We start from the raw sequence: 23,700 nt of genomic DNA on the forward strand, positions 1-23,700 counted from the left end.
AACAATGTCCACAAACATGAACCATCAGCACCCTATTTCAGTATCAATTATTATAGTTAACTATAATGGCATAGATGTTTTACCAGATTGCTTAAACTCTATAGAAACATTTATTCATACACCTAATTATGAAATTATTCTTATAGATAATGCCTCTAGTGATGGTAGTCCAGAATTAGTTGCAGAGAAATATCCTCATATCCACTTAATTAGACAATCAGAAAATCGCGGTTTTGGAGCAGGAAATAACGCTGGAGCAAAAGTAGCAACAGGGGAATTTTTGTTTTTACTAAATAGTGATACGATACTTATAAGTAACATTTTACCGCATTTGATTGAGGTGATGCATAGCCATCCAGAAGTAGGAATTATTGGGCCAAAATTACTAAATCCAGATGGTAGCTTACAAATTTCTGTGTCACCAGCGCTAGGAATTAAAGGCGAATATCAAGCGCGTCAGCTGCATCAATTTTCTCAAAAGGCCTCAAATCTAGATTTGCTTGAGCAGAAATTCCAAAAAATGCAAGAAGTAGATATTGTTGTGGGTGCTGCTTTCTTTGTTCGTTCTAGTCTATTTCATGCTTTAGGTGGATTTGATGAAAACTTCTTTATGTATTTTGAAGAATCAGATTTATGCCAAAGAGCGCAAAACATGGTATATAAAATACTCTACACGCCTCATGTATCTTTGATTCATTTAAAAGGATACTCAATTCAAAAATCTGCGAATGCTATGGCTGTTGAATATAGGCGTAGCCAACTTTACTACTATCAGAAACATCGCCCTTTATGGGAGCAATTTGTGTTGCGATTATATCTTTTTTCTAAATTTTGGGGCGAGTTTATTACTACAGCTAACCCTAATTGTTTGAAAATTATTATTTTATTATTTAACCTGAAGAAAGCTGCTGTTTGATAATCGCTAATCAATAAAAATTTATATTGTTATGTCTATATTAGCCAATTTATCTTTTGCTCCAACACAACCTACAGGTTGGCTAAGTTATAGTCTTAATTTATTACCTGCCTTAAAAGGTTTAGATATAGATGTAGTAAGTCCAATGAAAATTGGAGAAATGAGATGTCACAAATCTCCAAGAAACATTACGACGGAGTTTGGGATAAAAGGGCATTTAAAACGCCTATGGTGGACACAATTTTATTTGCCAAAGTTTTATCATCAGCTTAAGTCTACATTATTATTTTCTCCGATTCCCGAAGCTCCTTTATTTTCATCTTGCGCTTATATTGTTACTGTCCATGATTTAATTCCTTTAAGGTTTCCGCAATACTTTTCGCTAAACCAACGAATGTATTGCAGTTATTATGTTGCTGCTGTTAGTCAACAGTCAGAGCATATAATTTGTAATTCAATCACTACGGCTGAAGATTTGAGCAATTTTTTAGGAATTTCTGAAGATAAGATTACTCCCATTCCGTTAGCATATGACAGCGAAAATTTTTCTTATTTAAATTTACCAAAGCAAAACTATTTTCTTTATTTAGGAAGACATAATCCTCACAAAAATTCTCAACGCTTAATTGCTGCATTTGCTGCTTTACCTAACAATAGCAATTATGAACTTTGGCTAGCAGGCCCATCGGATAAGCGTTATACCCCAAATTTACAAGCGCAAGCTGAGGAATTGGGTATTGCTAATCAAGTGAAATTTCTGGACTATATTGCTTACAGCGAATTACCAAAAATTATTAATGGTGCGATCGCTCTTATCTTCCCCAGTCTCTGGGAAGGCTTTGGCTTACCTGTTTTAGAAGCAATGGCCTGCGGTACTCCCGTCATCACTTCCAATATCTCATCCCTTCCGGAAGTAGCTGGCGATGCGGCTATTCTCATAAATCCCTACAATACAGGGGAAATTACAGCAGCTATGCAGGCGATCGCAAATGATTCAGCACTGCGATCGCGTCTTTCTACTCAAGGTATCATTAGAGCCAAGCAATTTAGCTGGGAGAAAACAGGACTTGCCACCGCTGAAGTTTTATCACGCTATCTGTGAGTGCTAGGCTAAAGTAAACTTACTAAATATTTATCCCATAAATCTTATGGTAGTGCAAACTCCCCCTCGCCTATATTCTATTGAAGAATACTTCACCCTAGAAGAGAGTGCTGAGTATCGTAGCGAATACCGCAACGGAGAAATTGTACCAATGACTGGTGGCTCAATTAATCATAACCAAATTATTATCAACTTAATCATTTCTCTCGGACTTGCTTTTAGACAACAAGATTACCTCCTCTACACTAGTGACTTACGTCTGTGGATTCCTCGTTACCAGCAATACACATATCCAGATATTCTCATTATCAAAGGTGAACCCATCTTTCAAGAAGGACGCACCGACACGATAGTAAATCCCAGTATTATTTTTGAGATCCTTTCTAAATCTACTAGCAGTCGAGATAGAGGAGATAAATTTACTTATTACCGTTCCATTCCCGAATTTCAAGAATATATTTTAATTGACCAATATCAATTTCATATTGAACAATTTAGCAAAACTTCAGAAAGTAACTGGCTATTTAAAGAATCCGACGATGAAGATGGAGTTTTAACTTTAGCTTCAGCCAACTGCCAAATTCCTCATCGCCAGATTTACGATCGAGTCAACTTTAACCAAAAGGATGAAGGATGAAAAAAGATTTCATCTTTTGAATGCGTGACTTTTGATTTCCCCGAAGGGGTTAGGGCGTTCCCACTGCGCCAGAGTAAATTAAACCTCGTTTCATATCCATAGTTAAAATCGCTCCATCTCTAATCACTTGTGTCGCTTTCTTCACGCCAACAATTACGGGAACACCAAGACGCAAGGCTATTACTGCTGCATGGCTGGTAAGACTTTCATCCTCTGTAATAATTCCCGATGCTTTGCGAATTGCTTCGACAAAATCGGCATTGGTGCGGGGAGCAACTAAAATATCTCCATGATTAAAGTTAGTTGCATCCATCCCTGTGTGAGCTACCCTGGCGCGACCGCTGACACAACCTTGTCCTAGTCCAATTCCCTGGCCGAGAATTGCTGTTACCACTTCAACTTTAATTAAATCTGTCGATCCGGAAACACCTTGGAGTGTACCGGCTGTCATCACAACTAAATCACCTTCTGTTAATAGCTTATTTTCTTGAGCGACATTAATAGCAGCTTGAAAAGTTTGACCAGTGGATGGTAGTTCTAAAACTAACAGCGGTTTTACTCCCCACACCATTTGTAATTGTCGCGCTACATTCACATGGGGCGTGATTGCCAAAATCGGTGTTTGCGGACGGAACTTGGAAACATTACGAGCAGTTGCTCCTGTTTGGGTTAAGGTCATAATAGCCGACGCACCCAGATTTTCGGCAATTTGTCCTACAGCTAGGCTAATGGCGTTGGGAATGGAACGTCTCGTATCTCTTAAAAGACGATTGGCGTTTTGCCGTTCTTCTTGTTCAATCCGCTCGGCAATTCTCGCCATAGTTGCTACAGCTTCCACCGGGTAACTACCTACAGCCGTTTCATTGGAAAGCATGACTGCATCTGTACCATCTAAAATCGCGTTTGCCACATCCGATACTTCGGCGCGAGTGGGGCGGGGGTTACTCACCATGCTGTCTAACATTTGCGTGGCGGTGATGATGGGAATCCCCAAGCGGTTTGCTGTGGCAATGAGCCGCTTTTGCAGCACAGGTACGTCTTCTGCTGGCAATTCCACGCCTAAGTCACCTCTAGCCACCATAACGCCATCACACAAAGCCAAAACTGCTTCCATTTGTTCAATGGCTTCGTGTTTTTCAATTTTGGCAACTACTGGTACATTTTTACCTGTGCTAGAAATTAACTCTTTAATTTCGATGATATCCTGAGGATTGCGCACAAAAGACAGTGCTACCCAGTCTACGCCCTGATCTAGACCAAACATCAGATCCTCGCGGTCTTTGTCGGTCATGGCTTTAATTGAAAGGTAAACTCCGGGAAAGTTTACACCTTTATTGTTAGAAAGCTTACCAGCTACGGTAATGCGACAATGTAAATCGCCTTTATCGCGGTTAATTTCCTCGACTAGCATTTCTACTCGTCCGTCATCGAGGAGAATTTTTGCGCCAACGGGGACTTCTTCGGCTAAGTAGTCGTAGGTAACACAGCTAATTTCTTCTGTGCCAATTACCGGGCGATTGGTTAAGGTAAAGCGATCGCCTTTTGCTACAACTATAGACCCATTTTCAAACCGCCCCAAGCGAATTTTTGGCCCTTGCAAGTCTTGGAGAATTGCCACTGGCTGATTTAGTTCAAAAGCAGTTTGCCGAATTAAGCGAATACTACGCTGATGGTCGGCATGAGTCCCGTGGGAAAAGTTTAGCCGTAGTGTCGTTGCACCCGCTTCAATAATCGCCTTGAGCATTTCTGGACTGCTAGTAGCAGGCCCAATCGTAGCGACAATTTTTGTGCGGCGTAGAGAATCTCTTAGTTGCATAGGGGCTGATTCTAGGATCTATCTAGGAAACCATCGTAAATTAAAGGGCATTTCTATTTCCGTCACTGCTATATCAATCATGGCAGCAGGTAGAAAGGGGGGGAATAAAGTCCAGTAAGTGACGCGAAAGTCAAAAATCAAAGGTTTTTGATTTGGGGCTTTGGCGCTGTCTTGAATAGTATCTGTATTTGGGCCAAGCTATATTAGCAGTCAGTTATGAGAGACTCCCTCTAGCTGGGCGGTTTTAGGCAGTGGGATAGACTAGATATCGTACACTAAACTTGGTTCCATCCTTACCAAGGAATATATTCTTGCATCTCATCCTTGGTATTTTATACACCCCAAGAGATACTGAAGACTCAAGTCCCGTCTGGAATCATATCGTATTTATCGATACAATTTAGCTAAATTGCTGGTAAAGCTTGCTATACAAAATTTTATAAAAGTTTATTATTCACTAATATTTATCGTATATTCGTAATATTTGATAAAGTAAGGAGTCAAGAATGCTCACGTCGGAGGCAAAGAAGCCACTGACAATCCCACCAAAGGAATTTTTAGCACCTCCGGGTGATTTTAACCCAACAATGCTGCTGTTTTTTGCCGCGTTGACGATGCTGGTCTTATCTAACTTTGGTTACTGGCTGTGGGAATGGCCGCACTGGCTATGCTTTAGTATTAATACCTTGGCTTTGCATTGTTCAGGGACAGTAATTCACGATGCTTGCCATCAAGCTGCCCATCGCAATCGCGTAATTAATGCGATGTTAGGGCATGGTAGTGCTTTGATGCTAGCTTTTGCTTTTCCCGTATTTACGCGAGTGCATTTACAGCATCATGCCCATGTGAATCATCCCAAGGATGACCCCGATCATTATGTCTCAACGGGTGGGCCGCTGTGGCTGATTGCAGTACGGTTTTTGTACCATGAGGTATTTTTCTTTCAGCGGCAACTGTGGCGTAAATATGAGCTATGGGAATGGTTCATTAGCCGTTTGATTGTGGGTGCAATTGTTTATATCTCAGTTCAGTACCACTTTTTGGGCTATATTCTCAATTTTTGGTTTATACCAGCATTTATTGTGGGCATAGCACTAGGATTATTCTTTGATTATCTGCCCCATCGGCCATTTGTAAAGCGCGATCGCTGGAAAAATGCCCGCGTCTACCCTAACCCAATTCTCAATATCTTGATTCTCGGACAGAATTATCACCTAATTCATCATTTGTGGCCTTCTATTCCCTGGTATAATTACCAGCCCACCTACCATTTGATGAAACCGCTGTTAGATGAAAAAGGTTGTTATCAAACTTCAGGATTATTACAAAAGAAAGATTTTTTTGAGTTTGTTTACGACATATTTTTAGGAATTAGGTTTAATCACCATAAACAACCTGAAAAGTAACAAATTATGGCAGAATCACTCAAGGTTACTTGCCTTTGAGCGCGCTATTAACCATTGGCGAGGTTTAATAGCTTTCTGCCTATTGCCATACTTTGCAGCTCTCTAAAGTGTGTTTCAAGTAGGGATACAATAAATTATTATCGATGAGGTTGTTGTGGAGAAAACCCATGAACCGCAAACCCTACCCAACAGAATTGGCAGATAGCCCAAAAACGAAAATTTGGATATGGAGTGCTGTTGCTCTGCTAATTACTAACTTTGTTGTCGTCGGGATTGTAGCGTTTTTGATCCATAGAGATAGTGTGCAATCTGATCCTCAGCCATCAGCCGCCCAACAAAGGCAATAATAATCAGAGTTCATCGAGATTCGTTTGGCTGTTGTAGTCGCAAATCTTGGACTTGAGGAGAGGGCGCAACTATTTGTACAGACCAGTAGCTGACAATCATTAAAACTAGCCCAGAAAATACGCCTACTACTAAACCAATCAGCAAAGCAGATGGTTTCGGAGCAGCAGAAATAGTAGTATTGTTTGTTTCGCTACTATAATAATTTGGCGCTGAGGAAGAAACGGGAGAATTTTCTGTTGGCTCGTAAATATGAGTTGGTGGTAACAGAGTTTCTGATAATGTAATATCGCTGGAGTCTTGATCTAATAGTGATGCTGATTCTTGACCCGGAAAAACTTGGTTAGCTTCCTCTGTAGTTAAAGATAACCGCTCTTCCAATTTAATGTTGACCAACTCAGTAAATAAAGCCGATTCCTGCTTGATTGGATAGAAATTGCTTAGTTCTAATAATGCATCTAATACTTCTTGTGCTGATTTATATCGGTCTTGAAAGTGGTAGCAAACCATTTTATTAAGTATTGCGGCTAGTCCAGTACTAACTTGTGCTGAATGTTGCCAAATAATTTCACCAGTATTGGCATCTTCTGGTAATTTTGTCGGATGTATCCCCGTTAGTGCTTGAATGCCAATCATACCAAGAGCATAAATATCACTATTTAAGCGTGGTTTACCTCGCTGTTGCTCCGACGGCATATAGCCCGGTGTACCGATCGCAATCGTGGTGTATTGTTCAATTGGAGTCAGGATTGCAGTTTGTTCTTGACCTCTAATCAAGTGATTCCAAATTGGCTTGACAGCACCAAAATCTATCAGCACTAACCGATTATCTTTCTTCCGCCGAATAATATTGTTCGGCTTGACATCTCGATGAATTAGCCCATGACCGTGAACAAAATTCAAGATAGTCAAAATTTCTTGCAACAGTTGAATCACCTTACTTTCCGACCAGCACTCACCAGACGACAGTTCCGCACTCAGAGGATGTCCTTCAATGAACTCTTGTACCAAGTAGAACTCAAGGTTATCTTCAAAATTAGCTAAAAGACGCGGTACTAAGTCATAGTGGCTCAGTTTCTTCAGAGCTTCTACTTCTCTAGTAAACAGCCTTCTGCGGATTTCTAGGGAAATAGAATATTTACTACTAGGTAAGAAATGTTTGACGACGCGGTTAGGGTGATTGGGAAGGTATGTGTCTTGCGCCCTGTAGGTGTGACAAAATGCTCCTTGGCTGAAAACTTCCACAACCTGGTAGCGATCGCCTAGTAACTTGCTGCTTAACATGTTACGCTTTTTGTGAAGGCTGTATTTAAGTATTGTTACTTAAAAAATCTATATATAGGCATGAATATAAAGTTTTATTCAAGAAGTTAACCGTAATTTAGCGGAAGTCTTATCTAAACTTGATGAAGAGTACATTTAGCAATTGCAACAAGATTAGATAATAAATTAAATAAGAATTCGGCTAAAAGATTAACCTCAGTCTTGATTCTATCTTACTGAATATTCACTTTAATTACAGGAAGAAAAGGAAGATGACTAATGATAGCAGGAAAAGTGTGCCCCTCAGCCAAGACGCTGTGCAAATGATCAGAGGTCTGATTATTGGTGAAGTTGTGACAGTTGCTATCATTGGTGGACTTTGGTTATGGCTAAGACCACGCCTGCAAGTCGATAACGGCGCTTTTTCTGCTGGTCGAGGAACAGCAACTTCCTCTGCGCTTGCTGCTTCCAATTTTAATAATGTCAAGAATATTCCCATAGGCGCATTTAACTACGGTGGTAGCACAGCTTGGGCACCAATCAGACAATTAGTAGATTCTCAGATCCAAGTAACTCGTCCTGAGCTACAGTTGCGTTACGTCAATCCCCCTAACACTAGCCCTGGTTCTGGCTCTGGTATTCGGATGTTACTGGATGGACAATTAGATTTTACTCAGTCTTCTCGTCCCCTAACTGATGAAGAAAAAAATCTAGCTCAACAGCGAGGTTTTGTACTTGAAGAACGTCAAGTAGGGATTGATGGGGTAGCAGTAGTAGTCAACCCAGCGCTAAAAGTTCCCGGCTTAACTGTTGACCAATTGCAAAAGATTTATTCTGGAGAAATTACTAACTGGAAAGAGGTAGGCGGGACAGATATTCCGATTACACCATTCTCCCAAAATCCAGAAAACGCAGATGTGGTATTAATCTCTGGTAAGCAGGTTTTAGCGAAGCAGTCCCTTGGCTCGAATGTCCAGTATGTTTACTCGACAACAGAAGCCCTGCGCCGTGTTAATCAAACCCCTGGTGGGCTGTATTATGCTTCGGCGCGGGGAATAGTTTATCAATGTTTAGTTAAGCCTCTACCTTTGGGTGTAACTTCCGCTCAACTAATTCCCCCCTACCGGGAACCCTTAGTACCAGCAAATGAATGTCCGCAAAAGCGTAATCAGCTAAATACAGAAGCGATCAAAAATGGTAGTTATCCAGCGATCGCAAAATTATTTGTCATTATTAAACAAAACCAGGGCAAAGAACAACAAGTAGGAGAAGCCTACACCAGACTTTTAGCCACTGAGCAAGGACAAAAGGCGATTGAGCAAGCTGGGTTAATCCCAGAAATGAGTCAGCAGCCAGTAGCCAGGGGACAAGGCAGAAAATTTTAGATTTTGGATTTTAGATTTTGGATTGAGTAAATTTGAATTTTAACTCCACAATCCAAAATTTACAAATTAGCTTTTTTTAAGCGTTATATTATATCCGCTTGATTACTTACTAAATCCCAAGAACCCCACCCCGACAAAGCTGTGCTTTGTCTCCCTGCCCCTAATCCCCAGAGGGGGGCCCCGAGTTCCCCGTAAACGGGGAGGGGTGCAGTGACGATGGGAACCATAACTAATTACCCGGATATGATATTATTTAGCTTTTTTATTTCAGCTAACCAAGTAAATAAAATCACACCGCAAAAGTCAGCAATTAAATCAACTAAGTCAGCAGAACGGTAAGGTACGAAATGTTGAATTATTTCGTCAATTACACAAAAAAACATCACAATAATGGGCGCAAGTGGTAGAGAAATATTAAAAATTTTAACTTTAGGTTTATTAAATGCTAAATGGCTCAAAAATGCCGCAATGCCTAGTAAGAGAAAATGCAAAATTGTATCGTAATAAGGAAATTGTGCAATTTCACTAGGAATGATTCTTAAATAAGCTGATAGGGAGATAGACAGCAAAATTCCTAAATAAACCCAAAATGCAAACATCCAAGGTCGATTAGTTCTCATAGCGATCGCGCTCTGCAACAGGTATGATTGATCACTACAAAACCAAAATAGAGCCTTCCGCAATTGGGAAAGCTTTATTTTGCGCACTTCATCTAAGCTTTACTTATACCCACTGAGTATCAAAGGCATCTTGACCAGTACCAGAATCGAACCAAGCCCACAAAGGTGGGCTTCGTAACGAGAGCCAGTGGCTTCCAGCCTGCGGGCGGTATGTCGGGTAAGCGAAAAATATTTATATAAATATTGATAAATAAAACCTACCATTCGCCAAAAGTATCCTCAAAGGCGATCGCTAAATCTGTTGTGTACTATATGACTATGCGATCGCCTTGAGCATCAAGCAGACTACACCATGCCAATTATCACTATTCGGGAAGAATCGACAACAGAAGGTGGATTTAATGCCATTCTCAGTTTTGATGGTAGAGGAGATTATCTAGTAAAAATTACCGATCCCTTTACACCTAAGGTAGAAAAACAACTAGAGTGGTATTTTGAGGAATGGTTGATGTGTCCCCTGCTGGATACTGTGAAAGCAGAGGCAGCAGCAGCTAGTATTAAAACTTATGGCGAACAGCTATTTGCGCAAGTTTTTCGGGTTGATTTCAATGCTTACAGCGCCTATCAACGTCTGCGGGGTAATTTAAGTCAATTACAAATAGAAATAGTCGGTAAAACACCAGAATTTCAAGCACTGCATTGGGAAGCGTTGCGCGATCCAGATTTACCCCGTCCCCTAGCAGTAGATTGTGTGATGGTGCGTAAGCGTAACCAACCAGCACCCATCTATGCAGAAGTGCAAACTTCCCCAGTAATTAATTTATTGGTAGTGGTAGCGCGTCCAGATGAAGAACTGGACGCAGGTTATCGGACAATTTCTCGCCCGTTGATTGAGTTGATTGAAAATAGCCAGTTGCGGGTGAATATAGAATTGCTGCGTCCCGGAACTTACCAAGCTTTATCTCAAAATTTGGAAGCCAAAGGTACGGGATATTACCATGTCATCCATTTAGATTGTCATGGGGCGTTGATGACTTATGAACAAACACAAAAACCCAAAAAACCCGGACGCTATTTATATCAAGGGCGCTATGGGCGGAATGATTGGCAGAAATTTGACGGATTGAGGGCGTTTTTATCCTTTGAGGGCGAGACTCAGGGAAAAGTTGATTTAGTCGAGGCGCAGGAGTTAGCCGATTTACTCACAGGGAAGGGAATTCCGGTTTGTATTCTCAATGCTTGTCAATCTGGGAAGCAGGTGAAGAACCCCACCCCCAACCCCCTCCCCGCAGGCGAGGAGGGGGCTAAGGCTAATTCCGTCAGCGAGGCGGGGGTGAATGAGAATGCTAATGTTCACCCTTTACCCAACTCCGTAGCCGACGAAGCTAATCAGATTTTCTCTCTTAACCCCTCTCCGCTTGCGGGGAGGGGTGGCGCAGTCGGGGTGGGGTTTTCCGGGGTTATGAATACCAACGAAGATATCCGGGAAACCAGCTTGGGAAGTCGGTTAATGACGGCGGGAATGCAGATGGTAGTGGCGATGGGGTATTCTGTCACCGTGTCGGCGGCTAAGTTGATGATGGAACAACTTTATCGCCATTTATTTAATAACCAACCCATCACTGAGGCGATTCGCTTGGGTAGGCGGGAATTGTTCAATAATAAATCACGCAAAGCTTATTTTAATAAGTCGATTGATTTAGAAGATTGGTTGCTACCTGTGGTGTATTGCAATCAGACAGTAAATTTTAATTTACGCCAGTTTACACCAGAGGAAGAAGAAAAATATTGGGAAACTTTTGGCAGTCAGTATCGCTTCCCGTTGCCGGAATATGGTTTTGTCGGGCGGGATTTAGAGATTCTCAAAATTGAGAAAGCTGTACTCAGGCATAACATTTTACTATTGCAGGGAATGGGAGGAACAGGCAAAACTACCCTGTTAAATTATCTGCGGGAATGGTGGCAACGCACAAATTTTGTCAAGAATGTCTTTTATTTTGGCTATGACGAAAAGGCATGGACAATCACACAAATTTTGTTTGAAATTGGTAAGCAGGTATATGGCAGATTTGAACAAGCTAATTTTCAAGCCATGAGTCAGGCGGCGCAGGTACAAAAATTAGTTGCAAAACTGCGGGCTGAAGCTTACGCTTTGATTTTAGATAACTTAGAATCGGTGACAGGGCAACAACTGGCAATTCAAAATACTTTACCAGAGACAGAACGCCATCAAATCCGCGATTTTTTAGGGCGGTTGCCAGGTGGGAATACCAAGGTTATTTTAGGTTCCCGCAGTCGGGAAGATTGGTTGCAAACTACCACATTTAAACAAAATATTTATGAGTTGCGTGGCTTAGATAATGAAGCCCGGACGGAATTAGCAGAGAAGATTTTAGAACGGAATGTACCCCCACACCGCATTGCTGGGATTCGCCAAGATGGGGATTTTCAGAAATTGATGAAATTGTTAGCAGGATATCCCTTAGCGATGCAAGTTGTGTTAACAAATTTGCAAAAGCAATCGCCACAGGAGATTTTGCAGGGGTTGCAAGCTGGGGATGTGGATTTAGATACGGGGAGTGAAGATAAGACTAAAAGTATTTTGCAGTGTGTAGAATATTCTCACAGTAATTTATCGCCAGAAGCACAAAAATTACTGTTGTGTTTAGCTCAGTTTAGTAAGTTTATTTGCGCTCTATTTATTCCCCAGTATATCGAGCAATTACAAAGTTTTGATCCATTAAAAGATTATCCTTTTGATAAATTCACCGATGCAATTCAAGAGGCGATTAACTGGGGTTTGCTTTCACCAATGGATGAAGAATCGCGCTTGTTGACGATTCAACCTGTTTTTCCCTACTTTTTGAAGACTAAGTTAGATACAATCGATGAAGCAACTCGTGCAGCTTTACGTGAGGGATTTAAAAACCACTATCAAGGATTGGCAGATGACTATCAGCAGTTCATGGATTCTAAAGATGCTCAAGAACGGCAATGGGGGATAGTTTTCTGTAAGCTGGAATATGAAAATCTCTACAATGCGTTACAGATTTGTTTGGAAAATCGAGAAAGCATCAGCATATATTTTTGTTTATATAAATACTTTGAGTTAATTAGTGATAACCAAAGTAACCTGAATTTAGCAAAAATAGTTTGTCAGCGTTTAGAGAATTATCCCTCAGCATTTATCAAAGGTGAATTAGGTTATCAAATATCATTCGCAATTTCCAGACTAGGTATGTGTCAACAGAATGCCCAGCAGTACCAGCAAGCTAGACAAACTTATGAAAAGGCTTTAACAATATCTGATGTTATAGATGGTGTAGAAGAAAGACAAAAACAACTTTGCAAAGCCTCAGGCTACCACCAGTTGGGAACAGTTGCCCAAGATTTGCGGGAATTTGCAGAAGCAAGGCGCAATTATCATCAGGCTTTGGATATTAACATCGAATTTGGCGATCGCTTTTCTTGTGCCAACACCTACCACCAGTTGGGAGTAGTTGCCCAAGATTTGCGGGAATTTGAAGAAGCTAGGCGCAATTATCAACAGGCTTTGGATATTAAAATCGAATTTGGCGATCGCTTTTCTTGTGCCAGCACCTACGGACAGTTGGGAAATGTTGCCCAAGATTTGCGGGAATTTGAAGAGGCAAGGCGCAATTATCAACTAGCTTTGGATATTTTTATCGAATATGGCGATCGCTATAATTGTGCCCGCACCTACCACCACTTGGGAAGTGTTGCTCAAGAATTGCACGAATTTGAACAAGCCAGGCGCAATTATCAACAGGCTTTGGAGATTAAAATCGAATATGGCGATCGCTATAGTTGTGCCAGCACCTACGGACAGTTGGGAAGAGTTGCCCAAGAGTTGCGGGAATTTGAACAAGCCAGGCGCAATTATCAACAGGCTTTGGATATTTTTATCGAATATGGCGATCGCTATAGTTGTGCCAGCACCTACCACCAGTTGGGATATGTTGCCCAACAATTGCGGGAATTTGCAGAAGCCAGGCGCAATTATCAACAAGCTTTGGATATTAAAATCGAATATGGCGATCGCTATAATTGTGCCAGCACCTATTTTCAACTTGGTAAACTTGCAGAAGAATTAGGGGAACTGGAGTCAGCGAAAGCTTATTATCTGCAAGCTTTACAGATTTTTGTCGAGTTTAATGATGAGCATGGTTTAGGAATTTCTCTTCGTAATCTTGCCCGTTTCTACCAAGTTACTCAGGATGAGAGTTTATTAGCAGCCGTATCCGAGATTTTTGGCGTGTCGGTAGAGGAAGTGAGGCAGAGTTTTGAGTCAGGTAATGAAGATGTGGAGTGATAACTAAATCAACCCATTTACGATAAATATCGTCTTATCCATAAAGAAGATCAACGTTTTTACGATAAATACGATCGTCTTTACGATAAATATCGTCTTATCCATAAAGAAGATCAACGTATTTACGATAAAGACGATCGTCTTTACGATAAATATCGTCTTATCCATAAAGAAGATCAACGTATTTACGATAAATACGATCGTCTTTACTATGAATATCGTCTTATTTATCGAAAAGATGAAGACATTTGCCACAAATACCAAAATATTGATGACAAACGCGAACTCATCGCTCAATTTTTGCCATGAATGCCCAGACTTTTGCTACTTATACCAATTTAATGTGAAGTTGCACATATCTCGATCCCCCTAAATCCCCCTTTTTAAGGGGGACTTTGATTCTTTTCCCCCCTTTTTTAAGGGGGGTTAGGGGGGATCGAATTCTATGCAGCTTCATAAAAAATTGGTATTACGTTCTATAATTACTCTGAATGTTGAGCCAGAGCAGGCAACTTTGCCGCTAACTGTGCGGTATCTTAGCACATTAGTTCGTTGGCGGGAGAGTGCCAGAATTACCAGCAGGTGGTTCAGTGTAGTCGCAAAATATATTGAGTCCGATTTTTAGAATATATAAAACAATAACAGTTGCAATAGCAGGATCAAGCGGTAAGCCATGCGCCGATGCTACACCCACAAGGGAGACAATTAACCCTGTCAGCAAAGGCGCATCTCCCGGCTTTTTAGTATATTCTTTAAGTTGACCACGAAAGCCTTCATCACCGCAGAGTTCTTGACGCAATACTTTCAGCGTCGTCTGCCAAAGCGATTTCCCCTCTGGCATTATTAACACCCCATTGTTCTCTACCCACAGTTCATCAAAGGAAGTATCACAATTACCGTTGTGTTTTTCCAAAACATCCAATGCATGATTTGCTGGGGCGTAATTTCCCAATAACTCCCGTGCTACATTAATTTCATTGCTGGTTAGTTGGGCATCCATAGTCATCCAGTTAAGGGTCATTAGGGGCGGGTTTGCTGCTATTTTAACGGTTAAAACAGATATATTAGCTGCGAGCAAGATGCTCGCACTACGGAATATGGGTAATTTATTTCTTGTAAGTCCCTATGTTTAATTACGCCGTTCTACTTTACAGCAGTTTCGGTGGTAATTGAACCACAGATCCTTTCGTAGGGGCACGGCATCAGTAAGATTATTATATGTACCAGAAGATTGTCGGTGCCCACCTGTGTCAACTTAAGCTCAAACGCTTATCCCACAGGCGTTTTACCCCACCCCTCAATCCCCTCCCCGCAAGCGGGGAGGGGAGGTTTTGCGTCAGCAAAGCCGGGGTGGGGTAACGCGGATCTTGATGTTAAGTGAGAGAATTCGCTTATCACGTCTTAATTTCACGTTAAGTTGACACCAATGTGCTGTACCCTCAGAATGATGTATCTGTCTCTACCTTTTCCCTTTCTGGGGCAAATTTCGCGGCGGCGTTTCTCGTCCTTGATAAAATCGTCTCTCTAAATTGCCCAAGCCTAACCAAATTCCCCCACTCAGCAGAACTCCCAAGCTGCAAATCGCCACAGTTAACACAGATACCTGACTCTGAATCACCACCAATAAAGGAAGCAACGCCCAAATCACCGCTGTAACCACAGCTAATCCCAGCCGCAAGCGTTGTAAGTTCCGTAAAGCAGGGCGGCAGCTACCGCATTTTTCTGTGTGGGAATGATACCTATCTAGTAATACTTCCTTAGGTAGCGCTGGTGACAAAGCCTCGCCTGGGAATGCCTCAACCTTATATTGATTAATCCAAGTATGCAACTGATAGACAAACAAATCAGCTTTGGTTGGCAAATAAAACGCTTTGTTAAAATTAGCACTACCGCCGAATTTTTCTAAATACCGTTCTTGATAATGTAGGAAAATCTGATCGTCTTCTAACACATGATTTTGATTCAGGTGTGAGTACCAGCGTGGAGTCAGCTTAAGAAATAGCCCCGGTAATTTGGAGGAGAACTTGAAGGGAAAGCGGGCAAATAGCCGACATTCGCCTTTGCGAGTCGGAGTTGCATAGACTACTGTCAGCGTTCTCCCAAATTGCTTAGAAGTCAAGTCATGCCACATTAATCCGGGTGCAATAAAGGTAGTATCTTGTCGCCCTAAAGTTCCTTTGCGGGGGCCTTCTGCCCAAGTACCTTTAAATCCCCATTTCCCAGATTCAACAACTTCTAATTCTACCGCAGATACATTAGCGCGGTTACCGACGGTGCGGTGGTGGGTGTAAGGTATATGACTGGGATCGAGGACGTTTTCTATTAACGTTAGCGCATCATAAGGTATATCGCGAAATGTATTCAGACATACCCAGCCTTCAGAATCTTCTTCCAAAACATCAACAATGGGAACTTTGACTTGGGCTGCATTTTCTGCACGCCCTGCATATACAAACAACAGTCCTTGACGAACTGTGGTAGGTAGTGAATCTACACAAGCACGTTGGGAAACTTCAGCTTTTCCGCCTTCCCGTTGTTGGGGAATTACCTCGCATTTACCCGTTCCTGAAAAAGCCCAGCCATGATAAGGACATTCCAGCCAGCCGCTCTCATTAATTCTACCTTCGGAAAGTGGCGCTAAACGGTGTGGACATTGGTCTGCAAAAGCGCGCCAAGTCTGGGCGTTTTTATCCCACCACAGCACAATATCGCGCTCTAGTAAAGTGAAGCGAGTAGGTTGTGATTTATCTAAATCTTCGATGTAATGTACAGGATACCAAACCTCCTGCAACTCAAACCGCTCTGGATCGCGTCCACCAGCAGGAAGCTCTTGTAATGCTTGAGTTTCAGATGTTACGTTCAGAGAATCTTCCTCTGACTGTAAAACAGTGTTAGACATGGTGGGAGTTTCAAACTAAGATTTCATCATCTATACAAAATGTAACAATTTTTTCAGCGTGATGGTGGGGACGATAGGGGCTAGGGGCTAGGGACTTATTGTTAGCATTAGTTAGCTTTTTTGGATCGGACTGGTGAGGTACAGATCATGGTAAGGGCACAACAATGTGAAGCTGCAAAACAAGATTTGCGTCAGGCGCTTGCTGCTGGTGGTGGAAATACCAAAGACAAACAAGTAATTGATGCTATTGAGAATCTGCAAGCCCTCAACCCAACGATCGCACCAACTCGTAGCGGTACTCTGCTAGATGGTAATTGGTTGTTGATTAGTGCGCCCAATTTCCCCGACGGAGAGCAACTGGCAGATGGTAGCTTTGCTTACACTCTTGGGCGTGTGGCTTTTGAGATGTTTCAACCAAAAGAACTGAAATTGTCCATTAAGCGAGTGCTACAACCTGTGTTTTTGCTGGGCAATGGAGAAGAGCGTAGCCACGACATCATTGTGGAATTTACGACTATCGATCAGTCATTTCCTCAATTAGCTGGTATTATTCGCACCATAGGCGTTTGTTCACCACTGGATGATACTGTGCTGCAAGTCCAGTTTACTGGAGGTACTTTAGCACCGCAAGAATCAACAAACATGGCCCAATGGGAAGCGGTGTTTGCTAATCAACAACCACCTTCCGGGATAAGTTGGCAAGAAAAATTCAAGTCGGCTATTGTGCGGCTGATGTTTGGTTTGGTTCCTCCCCAAGGAATGAACTTAGAAACAGGGGAAGTTGCTTTTAGTATGAAGCGATGTCTGACGACAAGCCGCTTCTCTTCGAGACGCTCCGCGAACGCGTCTACGCCTAAAGGTCGTCTATCAATTATCTATCTTGATGAGGAACTGCGCATCACCCGTGCGGAGAAGGGGACAGTCTTGGTATGTGAGCGGCAGTATTGATACTTATAATGAATTAAATACAGGGCGTAGTTTCGCGGAAAATCAGGCAAATACTCACAAAACTACGATAGTTTTCGCGCTGTTGTAGTTTTTAGCACGGCTGTTTGTAAACAAATTCATAATTCTGGGAACACTAACTCTAGAAATTGTCAAGATTGAGTAGTAGGATAATGTCTCCAGTAATTATTCCCGGATACAAGGTCAGCCAAGAACTTTACAATGGTTCAAGAACCCTGGTTTATCGAGGGTATCGAGAAATTGATCGAACACCTGTAGTCATTAAACTGCTGAAAAATCCTTATCCCAGTTTCTCTGAACTGTTGCAGTTTCGCAATCAATACACCATTGCTCAAAACTTAGACATTCCGGGAATTGTCCGTTTCTTGGGCTTAGAACCATACCGCAACAGTTACGCTTTAGTAATGCAGGATTTTGGCGGTATTTCCTTGAAGCAATATGCCCAACAGCAATTACTTTCGGTGATAGAAATATTGGAAATCGCGTTACAACTGACAGATATTTTTCACGCTCTCTATCAAAATCGTGTAATTCACAAAGACATTAAACCTGCCAATATTCTGATTCATCCCGAAACTAAGCAAGTTAAGCTAATTGATTTTAGTATTGCTTCCCTACTCACCAAAGAAACCCAAGAAATTAGAAATCCCAATGGATTAGAAGGAACATTAGGCTATCTGTCGCCAGAACAAACAGGAAGAATGAATCGGGGTATTGACTACCGCAGTGACTTCTACTCGTTTGGTGTGACTCTTTATGAACTGCTAACTGGACAATTACCTTTCAATACCCACGAGCCGATGGAATTGGTACATTGTCATCTGGCGAAAATGCCAGATAAATTCACAAACGAAAAAATTCCCCAAGTCCTTGGAGATATTGTACTGAAATTGATGGCGAAAAAGGCCGAAGAACGCTATCAGAGTGCTTTGGGACTGAAATTTGATTTAGAAAAATGCTTGGTGCAATTACGAGAAACAGGAACAATTGCGCCTTTTAGCATCGGTGAAAGAGATCTCAGCGATCGCTTTATCATTCCCGAAAAATTGTATGGTAGAGAAAACGAAGTCCAAGAACTACTAAACTCCTTTGAGCGGGTGGCGCTGGGAAACAGCGAACTGATGTTAGTTGCAGGGTTCTCTGGAATTGGTAAAACCGCTGTCGTCAACGAAATCCACAAACCGATTGTCAGACAACGGGGATATTTTATCAAAGGCAAATTTGACCAATTTAATCGGAATATTCCCTTAAATGCCTTTGTGCAAGCCTTTCGCAACTTAATGGAACAGATTTTAACCCAGAGCGATCGCCAAATTGCCCAATGGAAAGATAAAATCCTGGGCGAACTAGGTGAAAGCGGACAGGTAATCATCGAAGTTATTCCCGAATTAGAACTAATTATTGGTCAACAACCATCAGCACCAGAACTATCAGGAACTGCTGCCCAAAATAGATTTAATTTATTATTCTCAAAATTTATTCAAGTTTTTACAACTAAAGAGCATCCCTTAGTCATATTCTTAGATGATTTACAGTGGGCAGATGCGGCTTCTTTAAAACTTTTGCAATTATTAATAGCTGAAGCTCATCAGGGATATTTATTATTAATAGGAGCTTATAGAGATAATGAGGTATCACTAGCACATCCTTTAATATTGATATTGGATGAGATGAGCAAAAAGGGGGCAAAAATTCAGACAATTACCTTGCACCCATTAAGTCATTTAAAATTGAATCAGTTAGTAGCCGATACCCTGGCGTGCAGAGAAGAATTAGCCTTTCCCCTATCAAAATTGGTCTATCAAAAAACCCAAGGCAACCCATTTTTTAGTACACAATTTCTCAAAGCATTACACCAAGATGGGTTAATCGAGTTTACCTCGCCAACCCCTTACCAAGACGGGGCTACAGGCGGGTGGCAATGTGATATCGTTCGCATCAATCAGCAAGCCCTGACAGATGATGTAGTGGAATTCATGGCATGGCAATTACAAAAATTGCCAGAATCGACTCAAGAGATATTACAGTTAGCGGCTTGTATTGGCAATAAGTTTGATTTAAAGGCATTAGCAATCGTTTCTCAACTGTCAGAGTTAGAAACTGCTGCTTGTTTGTGGAAGGCATTACAAGAAGGGTTAATTCTGCCCCAAAGTGAGGTTTATAAGTTTTATCAACAAGAGTCATTTGTAGACGAGGGACAACAAATCACAATTACATATAAATTTTTACACGATCGCGTCCAACAAGCCGCCTATTTCTTGATTCCAGATGATCAAAAACCAGCAACACACCTGAAAATTGGGCAACTGCTACTCAAGAATACCAAAGCCACAGCACCAGAAGAAAACCTGCTGGAGATTGTCAATCAACTCAACATTGGCAAATTTCTGATAATTGAGCGTTCACAGCAAATACAACTTGCTGGACTCAATCTTCAAGCTGGAAAAAAAGCCAGAGTTGCAACAGCTTACACCGCAGCTTTGGAGTATGCCACCACAGGTATTTATTTATTGAATTGTGGCACAGAAGATTCTGGTTGGGAAACACAGTATGACCTCACCTTAGCACTGTATGAACTAGCAACAGAAACCGCCTACTTGAGCGGGGATTTTTCCCAGATGGAGCAATTTGCAAATATTGTTCTCCCACAGGCAAAAACTTCCATTGACAAAATGAAAGTTTTTGCTGTGAAAATTCAAGCGGAAATTGCCCAAGCCAATAAGCTCCAAGCTGTGAAATTTGGATTAGAAGCTTTGGCACTAGTGGGAGTAACTTTACCCGAATCGCCCGATTCTTCAGATATTCAGCAAGCACTTATACAAACTGCAAGTTATCTAGAAGACAAGAATATTGCAGAGTTAATTAACTTACCTTTGATGATAGATATGGATAGGCTGGCCGCATCTAGGATGTTAAACAGTATTGGCACTGCTATCTATCAAGCTGTACCCGAAATGTTTCCATTGGTGATTTGCAAACTGGTTAACTTATCAATCAACTACGGCAATTCAGTATTCTCTAGCTATGGTTACGCTTGTTACGGTATTCTTTTAAATGAAAAATTTCAAGATATAGAGTCGGCTTATCAATTTAGCAAATTAGCCTTAAATTTATCAGAAACCTTTAATGCTCCTGAAATGAAAGCCTCGGCTTTTTTGGTGGCGGGATGTTCGACAATTTACGGCAAAGTACATATAAAAGAAACATTGCCAATTTTCTGGGAAAGCTATCAAAGCGGCTTAGAAAGTGGCAACTTAGAATTTGTGGGTTATGCTGCCGTCATGAAATGCCAAAACTCATATTTGGTCGGACAGGAATTAACTGTGTTGGCAAAAGAAATGGCAACCAGCAGTCATGTCTTAGAGCAATTCAAGCAAGAACATCTTGTATGTTTACTAGGCATTTTTCAACAAGTAGTTATCAACTTGTTAAATCCCTCGGCAGAGCCATGCAGTTTTCAGGGTAAAATCTGCGATGAAAAAACTTGTTTACTGCTGCTGAATAATGCTAACGATCGCACTGGGATTTTCCAGTTTTATTTTAACAAACTGATGCTGTGCTATCTGTTTGGCGAATCCGCAAAAGCCTGGGAAAATACACTGCTAGCCGCACAGTATTTAGATGCCACCCAAGGAACTTTATTAGCGCTAATGTTCCATTTCTATGATTCTTTGGCGCACTTAGCAATTTACTCATCGGTGCCAGACTCGCAACAAGAAGATATTTTAAGTCGAGTGGCAAACAACCAGCAAAAGCTCAAGCTGTGGGCGGATCATGCACCAATGAATTTTTTGCACAAATTTGATTTAGTCGAGGCAGAACGAGAGCGAGTACAAGGTAACAAAGCCCAAGCGATAGAATTTTACGATCGCGCGATCGTCGGCGCAAAACAAAACGAATACATCCAAGAAGAAGCGATCGCCAACGAACTCGCCGCTAAATTTTACCTCGATTGGGGCAAAGAGCGCATCGCTAAAGATTATTTAATTGCCGCCTACTACGGCTATGCCCGTTGGGGTGCAAAAGCCAAAGTTGCCGACTTGGAACAACGCTATCCCGAATTGTTAGCAACTATTCTCCAACAATCTGCTACGGCATTCACGCCGACGGAAACTGTCTATGCCAATGAAAACCGATTGATCTCTCAAACTTCCACATCAGGAAGCAGCAGCAGTAGTGTATCCACAGTTCTGGATTTGAGTGCAGTCCTCAAAGCCTCTCAAAACCTATCGAGCCAAATTCAACTTGACAAGCTGCTAACTGCTCTTTTAGAAATCGTCATCGCCACCGCAGGCGCAGATAAATGTGTGTTGATATTGCTCAATCACAATCAACTCCATATTGAAGCAGTAGCTCAGGTGGGAAAACCTCCGGTGGTTTTGCAGTCCATCCCGCTATCAGCAAGCGAAGATCTGCCTGTGAGTCTGGTTTACACTGTCAAACGCACTTTACAACCAATTGTGATCATCGATGCGACGGTGCATCCATCGCTGTTAGCAGAGCCTTACGTTTTACGGCAACAGCCTCAGAGTGTGCTGTGTACGCCGATTCTGCATCAAGGTAAACTGTTAGGTGTGCTGTATTTAGAGAACAATTTAGCGACGGGAGCATTTACGAGCGATCGCATTGAACTGCTGAATTTACTTTGCACTCAAGCCGCAATTTCCTTAGAAAATGCCCGACTTTATCAAAATTCCCAGAATTATGCAAAACAGTTGGCACAATCTTTAGCGAACTTACAGGAGAGTGAAATTCGCTTTCAAAATTTGGCGAATAATATTCCGGGTATGGTGTACCAATTTCGTCTGGCGGTTGATGGTTCAACTTCAACACCCTACGTGAGTTCCGGCTGTTTGGACTTGTATGAGTTAGAACCAGAGGCTGTAATGGCAGGAATACATAGCCTTTATGCTTTGCATCATCCTGATGATCACCCCACTTTAGCCCAAGCACTCGCCGACTCTGCCCAAAATCTGACACCATTTGTAGAAGAATGGCGGATTATCCTACCTTCAAAAAGCGTGAAATGGATTCAATCCGCTGCTCGTCCAACGCGACAAGCCGATGGCGTAACTGTATGGGATGGGGTAGTAATTGATATTAGCGATCGCAAACAAGCTGAAGTTGCCTTGCAGCAAAAATCATCTGAATTAGAACAGGCGTTGAACCAACTGCAAAACGCCCAATTACAAATCGTCCAAAGCGAGAAAATGTCTGCATTGGGTAATCTGGTTGCTGGTGTAGCCCATGAAATGAATAACCCTCTGGGTTTTATTGCTGCTAGTCTCAAACAAGCTAAACCCACGATTGCTGATATTACCGAACACCTGAAACTCTATCAACAAACATACCAAAACAAGAGTGAGTCAATTATTGACCATGCAGAGTCAATTGATTTAGATTATACCTTGGAAGATGTACCCAAGATTATAGATGCAATGGTCGTCGCCTGCGACAGACTCAAAAATATTAGCACGAGTCTGCGCACTTTCTCCCGCGCAGATAAAGATTACAAAGTCCCGTTTAATATCCATCAAGGCATTGATAGCACAATTTTAATTCTCAAACATCGCCTGAAAGCTAACGAACAACGTCCAGCGATTGAAGTTCTTAGCAAATACGGTGATTTACCTGCTGTTGAATGCTTTCCTGGACAATTAAACCAGGTTTTTATGAATATTTTGGCAAATGCCATTGATGCTGTAGAAGAAGCAAATCATGGGCGTAGTTATATGGAAATTCAAGCCCATCCCAATGTGATTAGAATTAAAACATCACTAGAATCTCAGCAAGTAAAAATTACCATTACTGATAATGGTATCGGCATGAGTGTAGCAGTCAAAGAAAAAGTATTTGACCATTTATTTACTACTAAAGGAGTAAATAAAGGTACAGGATTAGGCTTGGCGATCGCCAAACAAATTGTAGAAGAAAAACATGGGGGAAAATTAAGTTGCAATTCTATTGAAGGTGAGGGTACTGAGTTTATCCTAGAAATTCCCCTATAAATAG

The 23,700-nt window shown here is 41.6% G+C and carries 14 protein-coding genes; 9 read left to right on the forward strand and 5 right to left on the reverse strand.

Annotation, left to right across the window (positions count from 1 at the left end):
- Positions 1–4 precede the first annotated feature (4 nt).
- From AACU32_RS14400 to AACU32_RS14410, 3 genes are read left to right on the forward strand one after another with little or no spacing between them, the layout of a single operon-like run.
- The gene (locus AACU32_RS14400; RefSeq protein ID WP_339377888.1) at positions 5–916 is read left to right on the forward strand and encodes a glycosyltransferase family 2 protein; all 912 of its coding nucleotides are present in this window, start codon (positions 5–7) and stop codon (positions 914–916) included.
- Between the two features lie 31 nt (positions 917–947).
- Positions 948–2,018, forward strand: a complete 1,071-nt coding sequence (locus AACU32_RS14405) for a glycosyltransferase family 4 protein (RefSeq protein ID WP_096600521.1) — start codon at positions 948–950, stop codon at positions 2,016–2,018.
- A 46-nt stretch (positions 2,019–2,064) separates the two neighbouring features.
- A complete protein-coding gene (locus AACU32_RS14410) occupies positions 2,065–2,655 on the forward strand; it encodes a Uma2 family endonuclease (RefSeq protein ID WP_096600522.1) in 591 nt (196 codons plus the stop codon).
- A 49-nt stretch (positions 2,656–2,704) separates the two neighbouring features.
- Here AACU32_RS14410 and pyk read toward each other — a convergent pair whose 3' ends face one another.
- Positions 2,705–4,471: a pyruvate kinase gene (pyk, locus tag AACU32_RS14415; RefSeq protein WP_096600524.1), complete on the reverse strand. Its 1,767-nt coding sequence runs from the start codon at positions 4,469–4,471 to the stop codon at positions 2,705–2,707.
- Between the two features lie 506 nt (positions 4,472–4,977).
- Between pyk and crtR the strand changes: the two genes are divergently transcribed.
- Positions 4,978–5,877 (forward strand): beta-carotene hydroxylase, encoded by a 900-nt coding sequence (gene crtR, locus AACU32_RS14420; protein WP_096600525.1) that lies wholly within the window; start codon positions 4,978–4,980, stop codon positions 5,875–5,877.
- Positions 5,878–6,044: 167 nt separating this feature from the next.
- Positions 6,045–6,224: a hypothetical protein gene (locus AACU32_RS14425; RefSeq protein ID WP_096600527.1), complete on the forward strand. Its 180-nt coding sequence runs from the start codon at positions 6,045–6,047 to the stop codon at positions 6,222–6,224.
- Positions 6,225–6,234: 10 nt separating this feature from the next.
- Here AACU32_RS14425 and AACU32_RS14430 read toward each other — a convergent pair whose 3' ends face one another.
- Positions 6,235–7,506 carry a serine/threonine-protein kinase gene (locus AACU32_RS14430; RefSeq protein WP_096600528.1) on the reverse strand — a complete coding sequence of 424 codons (1,272 nt, stop codon included), beginning with the start codon at positions 7,504–7,506 and terminating at the stop codon, positions 6,235–6,237.
- Positions 7,507–7,757: 251 nt separating this feature from the next.
- On the opposite strand from AACU32_RS14430, the gene AACU32_RS14435 reads away from it, so the two are divergent.
- A complete protein-coding gene (locus tag AACU32_RS14435) occupies positions 7,758–8,870 on the forward strand; it encodes a PstS family phosphate ABC transporter substrate-binding protein (RefSeq protein ID WP_096600530.1) in 1,113 nt (370 codons plus the stop codon).
- A 233-nt stretch (positions 8,871–9,103) separates the two neighbouring features.
- Here AACU32_RS14435 and AACU32_RS14440 read toward each other — a convergent pair whose 3' ends face one another.
- The gene (locus AACU32_RS14440; protein ID WP_096600531.1) at positions 9,104–9,490 is read right to left on the reverse strand and encodes a VanZ family protein; all 387 of its coding nucleotides are present in this window, start codon (positions 9,488–9,490) and stop codon (positions 9,104–9,106) included.
- A gap of 352 nt (positions 9,491–9,842) precedes the next feature.
- Between AACU32_RS14440 and AACU32_RS14445 the strand changes: the two genes are divergently transcribed.
- Positions 9,843–13,823, forward strand: coding sequence for a tetratricopeptide repeat protein (locus tag AACU32_RS14445; protein ID WP_096600533.1), 3,981 nt, complete (start codon positions 9,843–9,845; stop codon positions 13,821–13,823).
- A gap of 544 nt (positions 13,824–14,367) precedes the next feature.
- Here AACU32_RS14445 and AACU32_RS14450 read toward each other — a convergent pair.
- Both AACU32_RS14450 and AACU32_RS14455 read right to left on the reverse strand, forming a co-directional pair.
- Entirely contained in the window at positions 14,368–14,823 is a 456-nt protein-coding gene (locus AACU32_RS14450; protein ID WP_096600536.1) for a hypothetical protein, read from the reverse strand.
- Positions 14,824–15,282: 459 nt separating this feature from the next.
- On the reverse strand, positions 15,283–16,722 hold the full coding sequence (locus AACU32_RS14455; protein WP_096600538.1) for a Rieske 2Fe-2S domain-containing protein: 1,440 nt from the start codon (positions 16,720–16,722) through the stop codon (positions 15,283–15,285).
- A 147-nt stretch (positions 16,723–16,869) separates the two neighbouring features.
- On the opposite strand from AACU32_RS14455, the gene AACU32_RS14460 reads away from it, so the two are divergent.
- A complete protein-coding gene (locus AACU32_RS14460) occupies positions 16,870–17,670 on the forward strand; it encodes a PAP/fibrillin family protein (RefSeq protein WP_096600540.1) in 801 nt (266 codons plus the stop codon).
- 170 nt (positions 17,671–17,840) lie between these two features.
- Positions 17,841–23,696: a trifunctional serine/threonine-protein kinase/ATP-binding protein/sensor histidine kinase gene (locus tag AACU32_RS14465; RefSeq protein WP_096600542.1), complete on the forward strand. Its 5,856-nt coding sequence runs from the start codon at positions 17,841–17,843 to the stop codon at positions 23,694–23,696.
- Positions 23,697–23,700 lie beyond the last annotated feature (4 nt).

This window comes from Calothrix sp. NIES-2100 (assembly GCF_963875285.1).
Classification (GTDB): domain Bacteria; phylum Cyanobacteriota; class Cyanobacteriia; order Cyanobacteriales; family Nostocaceae; genus Aulosira.

Excerpts from the sequence above, each read along its gene's own strand:
- AACU32_RS14400 (WP_339377888.1), top strand. The coding sequence starts at position 5 with ATGTCCACAAACATGAACCATCAGCACCCTATTTCAGTATCAATTATT.
- AACU32_RS14405 (WP_096600521.1), top strand. The coding sequence starts at position 948 with ATGTCTATATTAGCCAATTTATCTTTTGCTCCAACACAACCTACAGGT.
- AACU32_RS14410 (WP_096600522.1), top strand. The coding sequence starts at position 2,065 with ATGGTAGTGCAAACTCCCCCTCGCCTATATTCTATTGAAGAATACTTC.
- pyk (WP_096600524.1), bottom strand. The coding sequence starts at position 4,471 with ATGCAACTAAGAGATTCTCTACGCCGCACAAAAATTGTCGCTACGATT.
- crtR (WP_096600525.1), top strand. The coding sequence starts at position 4,978 with ATGCTCACGTCGGAGGCAAAGAAGCCACTGACAATCCCACCAAAGGAA.
- AACU32_RS14425 (WP_096600527.1), top strand. The coding sequence starts at position 6,045 with ATGAACCGCAAACCCTACCCAACAGAATTGGCAGATAGCCCAAAAACG.
- AACU32_RS14430 (WP_096600528.1), bottom strand. The coding sequence starts at position 7,506 with ATGTTAAGCAGCAAGTTACTAGGCGATCGCTACCAGGTTGTGGAAGTT.
- AACU32_RS14435 (WP_096600530.1), top strand. The coding sequence starts at position 7,758 with ATGACTAATGATAGCAGGAAAAGTGTGCCCCTCAGCCAAGACGCTGTG.
- AACU32_RS14440 (WP_096600531.1), bottom strand. The coding sequence starts at position 9,490 with ATGAGAACTAATCGACCTTGGATGTTTGCATTTTGGGTTTATTTAGGA.
- AACU32_RS14445 (WP_096600533.1), top strand. The coding sequence starts at position 9,843 with ATGCCAATTATCACTATTCGGGAAGAATCGACAACAGAAGGTGGATTT.
- AACU32_RS14450 (WP_096600536.1), bottom strand. The coding sequence starts at position 14,823 with ATGGATGCCCAACTAACCAGCAATGAAATTAATGTAGCACGGGAGTTA.
- AACU32_RS14455 (WP_096600538.1), bottom strand. The coding sequence starts at position 16,722 with ATGTCTAACACTGTTTTACAGTCAGAGGAAGATTCTCTGAACGTAACA.
- AACU32_RS14460 (WP_096600540.1), top strand. The coding sequence starts at position 16,870 with ATGGTAAGGGCACAACAATGTGAAGCTGCAAAACAAGATTTGCGTCAG.
- AACU32_RS14465 (WP_096600542.1), top strand. The coding sequence starts at position 17,841 with ATGTCTCCAGTAATTATTCCCGGATACAAGGTCAGCCAAGAACTTTAC.